Source organism: uncultured Oscillibacter sp. (genome assembly GCF_910584465.1).
In the GTDB taxonomy this organism is placed as follows: domain Bacteria; phylum Bacillota; class Clostridia; order Oscillospirales; family Oscillospiraceae; genus Oscillibacter.
This window is the reverse complement of the sequence record NZ_CAJUBK010000081.1, coordinates 1-8,083: the sequence shown is the minus strand read 5'-3', so window position 1 is coordinate 8,083 and position 8,083 is coordinate 1. Positions and strand designations below refer to the sequence as shown.

Sequence of the window (8,083 nt, the reverse complement as noted above, 5' to 3'; positions counted from 1 at the left end):
TGGATCGCGGAGGCCACCGGCGTGCCCCGGTTCATCATCGGGGCCACCATCGTCTCCCTGGCCACGACCCTGCCGGAGCTGACGGTCTCCGTCACCGGCACCCTCCAGGGGGAGGTGGATCTGGCGGTGGGCAACGCGGTGGGCTCCGTCACCGCCAACCTGGGGCTGATCCTGGGGATCTCCCTGGTGTGCATCCCCTCCGCGGTGAAGCGGGCCCAGTTCCAGCTCAAGGCGCTGCTGATGGTCTTCGGCGCGGCGCTGCTGCTGGTGCTCAGCCGGGGCGGGTCGCTGGAGGCCCTGCCGGGGATGCTGCTGTTCGTCATCTTCGCGGTCTACCTCTGGAGCAACCTCCGGGACGCCCGGTCCGGCATGGCGGAGGAGCAGGCCGTCCGCCGCAAGCGCCGCACCATCTCCCGGCGGCAGATGATGGAGAAGCTGTCCCTCTTCGCCCTGGGCATCGGGGCCATCGTGACCGGCTCCAAGCTGCTGATCGACTATGGCAGCGAGCTGGCATTGCTGATGGGGGTGCCCGCCAGCATCATCGGCGTGACGATGGTGGCCATCGGCACGTCCCTGCCCGAGCTGGTGACGACGCTGACCGCCATCGCCAAGAAGGAAGCCTCCATGTCCGTGGGCAACATCATCGGGGCCAACGTCATCGACCTGACGATGATCCTGCCGGTGTGCTCCGCCGTCAGCGGCGGCGCGCTGACCATCGGCGCCCAGACCACGGCGCTGGACATGCCGGCGTGTTTGCTGCTGTGCTGCGTGGCGGTGATCCCGCCCCTGGCGACGGAGCGGTTCTACCGCTGGCAGGGCGTGCTGATGCTGGGGCTGTACGCGGGCTATGTGGTGCTGCTGGTGACTTGAGGCCGTCCCCTTGGACGATCGGCGCCCCCGGCCGCTCTGCGGCCGGGGGCGTCTGCATGGCCCGGGGACGGGGAGCGTCCCGGGAGAGGGCCCGCCTGCCCGCGGGCCGGGGCGCATGAGGGGGCCCGGAGGAGCGTCCCCGCTCCCCCGGGCCCCGTCTCGTCCGCCAGGGTCAATGCCCCGTCTTGTCCCACAGCGTCAGCATCGCGCACATGCAGGTCAAGATCGCCAGCGCGGCCTGGCCCAGGAAGAGGTTGAGGCTGACGCTCCGCTTGTCCCGCCGACGCTCCGCCGCCACGCAGGCGAAGACGTACACGGACACCACGCCGAAGATCATGACCAGCGCGTCCGCCGCCGCCTCCCGGCCCATGACGGTGGCCAGGGTGTACAGCAAGAAGCCGATGCCCGAGAAGACCGCCCCCATCGCCAGCTGCTGCGGCCCATGGAGCAGGAAGGAGTTCCGTCGTTTCATTCGCATACCCTCCGTTGTATATCGATAGATTTTTACGGACCGTGATCACTTTTCGTATCCGTTGACGATGACGTCCAGGACCTCCGCGGCCACGGCGCCCGCCACGCTGCTGCCGCCCCCGCCGTTCTCCACCATGACCACGAAGGCGTAGGGCGCGTCCTCGTCCCGCAAAAAGCCGGCGAACCAGGCGTGGGGGCTCCGGCCCCCGCCCACCTCGGCGGTGCCGGACTTGGCGCACAGGTCCATGTTCGGGAAGCGGCCGGCGCCGTAGGTCTTCTCCACGTTCCCGGCCATCAGCTCCGCCAGCGCCTCCGCCGTGTCCCGGGAGATCAGCTCCCGCGTCCGCCGCGTCCGGTGGGGCAGGGAGGGGATGCCGAAGCCGTCCTTCGACCGCAGGATCAGGTAGGGCTCCGCCGCCCTGCCGCCGCCGGCGACGGCCCCCATATAGACCATCAGGGCGCAGGGGTTCACCAGATCCCGGTCCTGGCCCACGCCCGCCCAGCCCAGGCGGCCCTCGTCCAGCTCCCAGTCGAAAGAGCCTTTGGCGGAGGACAGCCCGTCCAGATCGTAAGCCGCGGTGAGGCCCGCCTTCTCCGTGTAGCGCCGGAGCGTGTCCGCCCCCAGCTCCACGGCGATCTGGGCGAAGGCGGTGTTGCAGCTGTTGGCGAAGGCGTCCGCGATGCCCTGCTCCCCGTGGACGGCGGGGCAGGTGATGGTCTCTGCCCCGATCTGCAGGGACCCGGTGCACGACCAGGTCCGGGACTCCAGGTCCGGGACGGTCTCCAGCGCCGCCGCCAGCGTCACGGTCTTATAGACGGAGCCGGGGGCGAAGGCGGAGGAGAGGAAGCGGTTCAGGTACGCCCCCTCCCAGCGGGCGGCGGTCTCGATGTCCTCCGGGACGTCCAGGGGGTCGTAGCTGGGGGCGGAGACCATGCAGAGGACCTCCCCCGTCCGGTAGTCGTACACGCCCACGGCCCCGGCCCGGCCGCCCAGGGCCTGGTACGCCTCGTAGTTGTACCGGGCGTCCAGGGTGAGGGTCAGTTCCCCGCCCCGGTCCGCGCCGAAGGCCCCGCCCAGCAGGTCCCAGCCCGTCAGCCGGTCGGCGAAGGCGTTCAGCGCCCCGGTGCCGATGTTCCCCTGGAGGTCCCCCACGGCGTGGAGGGTGGCCTTGCGGACCGTGGCGTCGCGGTAGTAGGTCCGCTCCCCGCCCTCGGCGGAGGAGAGCACGTCCCCGTCCCGGTCCAGCACGGTCCCGGCGATGAGGCGGCCCTGGGCGTCGTAAAGGTGGCGGTTGAAGGCCGAGGAGACCCACTCGCCGCCGTGGAGGGCATAGCGGAAGAGGAACAGCCCGGTCCCGGCCGCCAGCACCAAAGCCAGCAGGAAGCAGACGACGGCCCGGTTCTCGATCTTTTTCAAATGGACACCTCCCATCCAGGACTCCCGTCCCCCGTCTCTCGTCCCCCGTCCCTCGTCCCCCCACAGGGGAGGGGGGATGCTCAAGGGGGGACGGGTCCCCCCTTGAAGGAGGCGGAGGGAACGGAGCGGAACGGATGCCCGGCGTCAGCCGGGCGGAGTGGAGCGCAGTTTCTGACGCCGGATGGCGAAGCTGGCGTGCTCCCGGGTGTCCGTGGCCTTCAGGAAGGCCAGCAGGCCCCAGGCGGATATCATGGCGGAGCCGCCGTTAGACACGAAGGGGAAGGTCACGCCGGTCAGCGGCAGGATGTCCACGGACCCGAAGACGTTCAGACAGGTCTGGAACACCAGCAGCGACCCGGCGGCGCAGGCCGCCAGGCAGTAGAAGCTGCTCCGCGCCGCCCGGCAGGCCCGGACGGTGAAGAACGCCAGGGCCACGATGGCCCCCACGGCGAAGCACGCGATCACCAGCCCCCACTCCTCGCAGAGCATCCCGAACACCAGGTCGGTGTCCGCCGCCGGGACCCGGTGGAGCCAGCCCTCCCCGGCCCCCATGCCCAGCAGGCCCCCGGAGGCCGCCGCCGACATGGTGCGGGTCTGCTGATAGCCGCCGCCGGAGGGGTCGGACCAGGCCCGGCCCCAGACCGCGAAGCGGCTGAGGATATAGGGCTTGAACTTCACGACGATCCCCGCGCCGAACACCGCCCCGCCGCAGATCAGGGACAGCGTGGCGAAGTCCCCGGAGCGGAGGTAGGCCAGGACCAGGAAGGTGACGAAGAAGACCGCCGCTGTGCCGAAGTCGCTCATCAGGCCCAGCAGGCCCACGCACACGCCGGTGAGGACGATGAAGAGGGTCAGGTTCCGCCGCCGGAACAGCCGCTCCAGCGTGGCGGACCCGGCGAAGATATAGGAGATCTTGGCGATCTCCGAGGGCTGGACGGACACGCGGCCCAGGGAGATCCAGTTCACCGCGCCGTATTTGGAACGGCCCAGGGCCAGCGTGAGGGCCAGGAGGGCGATGGAGGCCGCCGCCATGGCCCAGCGGACCCGGCGGACCCGGCCCAGGTCCCGGAGGAACAGCCCCAGGACCAGGAACAGCAGGAGCCCCAGCAGGATGGCCAGGAGCTGCTTATACAGGCTCCCCGGTGCGCTGGAGGCCGTGACGGCCAGGGAGAGCGTGGAGAGGAAGAAGGCGATCGTCTCCATCTCGAAGCCCACGCAGCGGCACAGCCGCAGGGCCAGGGCATAGAGCCACATCACCGCCGTCAGCCCCAGGAAGGCCAGGGGCACGGCGGGAGAGGCGTCCCCCCCGGCGGACAGCATCAGCTGGACGCAGGACAAGAGCTGGAACACCGTCAGCCAGAGGAAGGAGGGCCACATGGCGGCGGGGCGCTCGGCCCGGCGCCTGGCCTCCAGCTCCTCCCGCTCCGCGGCGGTCTGGGGCAGGAACAGCAGGGGCACGCCCCCCAGCTCGATCTGGTCCCCCAGGCGGACGGGGGCGGAGCCCTCCACCTTTTCGCCGTTGAGGAGGACGCCGCCTTTGGAGCCCAGGTCGTAGAGGGTCCAGCGGTCCTCCTCGTCCCGGCAGAGGGCGGCGTGCTGGCGGGAGACGCTGGGGTAGTTCAGGCGCACGTCGGCGCTCTTCCCCCGGCCCAGGATGTTCTCCCAGTGGGTGAGGGGCACGGAGCCCCCGCCGGGGAGGCTGAGCTGGCCCCAGGTCTCCGGCGTGTGGGGGACGCGGAGGAGGGATTTCACCGCCCTCCAGAGGATGGCCCCGGCCAGGATGGGGGAGAGGACGCGGACGAAGGCGGTATAGAAGATCCCGGCGGCGGGATGGGCCGCCAAGAGCTCGGGCAGTCCCATGGACACGCCTCCCTTCTTTGCGATGCTCCCTCAGCATACCACGGTTTTATGAAAAAATCTACCTTGCCAAAAATTCCCCGCCGGTACCTTCACTTTTTCGGCATCCTGCCGATATATTGGATAGAGAGGATGTGTCCGGGATAGAGAGGATGTGCCCGGACTCTCCCGGGACGGAAAGGATCGACTATGGAAAGCGTGAAGAGCAGCCTGGGCGAATATGTACAGTTTGGCAAGTGGACCTTCAAGAACGCCACAGACCAGCTTCGGAAGGTGACGGACCCGGAGGAAATCCAGAAATTCCAGGAGAACTGCGTGGTCTTCAACCCCTCGACAGAGGAGCAGAAGGACAGGTTCCGGGCGGAGTTCAGCGAGCCCGCCATGGACAGGAGCCCCGTCATCTCCGACGTGAAACGGGAGGTGTACGGCCAGGCGGAGGCCGCTATCGGCAAGTTTTTCGACGGGGCGATTTCAGCGGAGGAGCTGGCGGACGCCTACCAGAGCCTGTCCGACCGTCTGCTGGACGCCTGCAAGGACCGGGGATATCCCATGCCCTTATGGGGCGACATGATGGGCCCCGCTTTCCAGGAGACCTTTTACGGCGAGTTCCGCCGCATGGTCCTGGACGGGGCCGTGAAGCGGAACAACGCTGAGGGCCAGGGCTATATCACCGGGGACATGACCGCCCAGCGGAACTGGAAGTACTACAACTCCGATTACTACTACCAGAGCGAGGAGGCCGTCTCCGCCCTGACGGAGAAATTTACCGCCATGGCGGAGGAGCGGGGCTGGCAGGACACGGTTTCCGTCCGCGACTACAAGGCCAAAGGGCTGGACCTCTATTACAATTTCAACTCTGCCCTGTCCAACCACTTCCATGTGGACGACCAGTTTGTCAAGGATCCGGACCAGATCCCGCCCAGGGACTTCCGCTGGTTCTACCAGTCCGGCGGGAACACCGGGAAGACAGGCTCCGTCACATCCCTGACCATCGAGCACCCGGACGGGACCACGACTTTTATCGACTACACCAAGCCGGGCTTTGACCCCACGGACCCCACTAAGGGGACCACTTGGGCCGCCTACAAGGACGAGGGCGGGACGTGGCGGTATGAGAGCGCCGATCTCACCTATGACTTTTCCAAGGGCGATCTGAAGAACGTGGCCGCGCTGCTGAAATTCTCCGGGCAGTCCGGCGGGGCCCAGGAGGCCGTGGACCGTTTCCTGAACGATCTCCAGGTCTACCCCGGCGGCTATTTCAGCCGCTTCCCCCAGCACAGGGCGCTGGGCATGGACCTGCGGGCCTGACAGGCCCCGCCGGCTGAAGAGAGGAGGTCTGCCATGAGCGGCATACAGGTGAACAGCGGGGCCTCCTCCCGGCAGGCTCAGAGCGCCGCCAGGACGGCGAGACCGCCGGACGAGGGCCCCGACCTCTATGAGATGATGAAGCAGGCCCGGGAGCAGGCCGACGCCGCCCGGGAGCGGTACCGCGCCGCCAAGCCCGCGCCCCGGTATGGCGACGCCCCCATCGAAGCCTATGCCCGGCTGGCCCGGGCCCGGAAGCCCTCGGAGGTCAGCGCCGCCGCCGGCTTCGCCCGGCGGCAGATCGCCCGGCTGAAAGCCGCCAAGCAGACCGACCCCGACAACGCCAAGCGCATCCAGGCCGCGATAAGCCAGCTCCAGAAGGCCGTCCGGCGGGCGGGGAAGAAGGCCCGGGAGCTGGACCGGGAGGAGCTGGCCCGGGCCCGGCAGGAAAAGCTGGCCCGGGAGGAGCGCACCCGGGAGGCCCAGCGCCAGCGGCAGGAGCTGGCCCGCAGGCAGGCCCTGCGGAAGCTTCGGGAGTCCGGCTATCTCCGGGAGGCGGAGATCGACGACCGGATGCAGGCCCAGATCGCCGCCGTGGACATGCAGCTGCGGGAACAGGCCCAGAAGTTCGAGTCCGTCCCCTCCGCGGAGGCGGCGGCCCAGGCTTACGCCGCCGGGAGCGCTCCGGAGCCCTCCGCCGGCGAGGCCGTCGACGTACAGGCATGAGGGATGACCGGCCCCGGCAGGAACGCCGGGGGCGGTCTTTTTACGCTTCCGGGCCTCCCGCCTCCAGCTCCACGCTGAGGCCGTTGACCTCCACGCCCTCCCCGGCGGGGACGAGGAGGTACTTCCGCCCGTCGATGATCCGCGTCTCCACCAGATAGCTGTAGGCCGGGTCGATGGAGATCGTGGCCTGCTCCGTCTTCACGTCGAACCGCTTCACGTCGATCAGGTTCTCCGGGTCCAGGGCCGCGCCCGCGAACGCCTCGCCGCACCGCGCCTGGAACGCCTCCGCCCGCTCCTCCGGCACGCCGCACTCCCGCAGGATCCCGCCGACCTCCTCCACGGACAGGGCCAGGCGCTCCTGCCCCCCGGCCTCCTTGTGGGCCTCGATCTTCTCCAGCAGGCGGCCGTGGACGGCCTGGACCACCTCCAGGCTGCACGCCTCCTCCAGCGAGGCGCGGAGGGCGCCCTCGAACGCCTCCTTCTGCTCGGCGGCGGACATGGGGGGCTCCGTGCGGAAGACGGCGTCGATGAACTCCTGGTGGATGGCGTCGGCCTTCCGGGTGTAGAAGAGGGCGTTGTAGAGGTTCGCCGCCCGGTCGTCGAAGGCCGGGAAGAGGAAGCCCAGCTCCGGGGCGGAGACGATCTGCCCGGCGGCGCAGCTGTGGAACTCGTTCTCGCCGGGGAAATAGCCCAGCTCCATCCTGCACGCCTTCACGGGGCAGACCGCGCATACGATATAGGAGAAGACCTGGTCGTGGCCGTCGACCTCACCGCTTTTGTCCCGGTGGGGCACGTCGTAGGCGTCGTGGGCCAGGAGGATGATGTAATTGCCACCCTCCAGGTCCAGGGCGTCGATGACGGTGCGGTAGAACCCCTCCCGGATCTCGCCGTCCTTCAGCTCAGACTCCCGGAGGGCGGAGAGGAGGCGGTGCTCGTCGCTGTCCGCCACCTGCTGGGTGGAGAAGACCACGTCGATGAGGTTCTTCCCCAGGGAGCCGGACAGGGCCTTCCTCAGCAGGGACAGGTACTTCTCCGCCTCCTCCTGGGGCATGTTCCCCAGGGACTCGTCCAGATAAGAGACGATCTGGCGGCTGGAGCCGTTGACATAGCAGCCGTAGATCCGGCTGACGGCGGACTTCTCCGGGCGGAAGCGGCGGCGGAGCTCGCCGATCTCTTTTCGATCCATCGTGATACCTCGCTTTCCGGCGGCACCCCGCCGGGTATTTTTGGGGCCGTTGTCAAACATCCATTCTACTGGAAAGCGCCTGAAAAGGCAAGCCTTTTCTTCCGCCGGGGCCGGGGCGCAAAATTTCCTGAAAAACCTCTTGACATTTCCCGGAGGCTCTGCTATCATAATCACTGTTCTGATGAAGGACGCCTGACATGGGGGTATAGCTCAGCTGGGAGAGCGCTTGAATGGCATTCAAGAGGTCAGCG

The 8,083-nt window shown here is 68.4% G+C and carries 8 protein-coding genes; 3 read left to right on the top strand and 5 right to left on the bottom strand.

Translation table 11 applies throughout. The features are described from left to right. A partial coding sequence (locus QZ332_RS12350) for a calcium/sodium antiporter (RefSeq protein WP_295765918.1) occupies positions 1-870 on the top strand: 870 nt, incomplete at its 5' end. A gap of 172 nt (positions 871-1,042) precedes the next feature. Here QZ332_RS12350 and QZ332_RS12345 read toward each other — a convergent pair. The 3 genes from QZ332_RS12345 to QZ332_RS12335 all read right to left on the bottom strand — a co-directional run bounded on the left by QZ332_RS12345 (position 1,043) and on the right by QZ332_RS12335 (position 4,618). Then, complete coding sequence (locus QZ332_RS12345; RefSeq protein WP_295765915.1) at positions 1,043-1,342, bottom strand: hypothetical protein; 300 nt, start codon at positions 1,340-1,342, stop codon at positions 1,043-1,045. Between the two features lie 45 nt (positions 1,343-1,387). After that, positions 1,388-2,758 carry a penicillin-binding transpeptidase domain-containing protein gene (locus tag QZ332_RS12340; RefSeq protein WP_295765912.1) on the bottom strand — a complete coding sequence of 457 codons (1,371 nt, stop codon included), beginning with the start codon at positions 2,756-2,758 and terminating at the stop codon, positions 1,388-1,390. A gap of 144 nt (positions 2,759-2,902) precedes the next feature. Further along, positions 2,903-4,618 (bottom strand): FtsW/RodA/SpoVE family cell cycle protein, encoded by a 1,716-nt coding sequence (locus QZ332_RS12335; protein WP_295765909.1) that lies wholly within the window; start codon positions 4,616-4,618, stop codon positions 2,903-2,905. Positions 4,619-4,804: 186 nt separating this feature from the next. Here QZ332_RS12335 and QZ332_RS12330 point away from each other — a divergent pair, with 186 nt between their 5' ends. Then, positions 4,805-5,923, top strand: coding sequence for a hypothetical protein (locus QZ332_RS12330; RefSeq protein ID WP_295765906.1), 1,119 nt, complete (start codon positions 4,805-4,807; stop codon positions 5,921-5,923). A 33-nt stretch (positions 5,924-5,956) separates the two neighbouring features. After that, entirely contained in the window at positions 5,957-6,646 is a 690-nt protein-coding gene (locus QZ332_RS12325) for a hypothetical protein (protein WP_295765902.1), read from the top strand. 40 nt (positions 6,647-6,686) lie between these two features. Here QZ332_RS12325 and QZ332_RS12320 read toward each other — a convergent pair whose 3' ends face one another. Beyond that, positions 6,687-7,832 (bottom strand): DUF4317 domain-containing protein, encoded by a 1,146-nt coding sequence (locus QZ332_RS12320; protein WP_295765899.1) that lies wholly within the window; start codon positions 7,830-7,832, stop codon positions 6,687-6,689. 52 nt (positions 7,833-7,884) lie between these two features. Next, a partial coding sequence (locus QZ332_RS12315; RefSeq protein WP_295765896.1) for a hypothetical protein occupies positions 7,885-8,083 on the bottom strand: 199 nt, incomplete at its 5' end.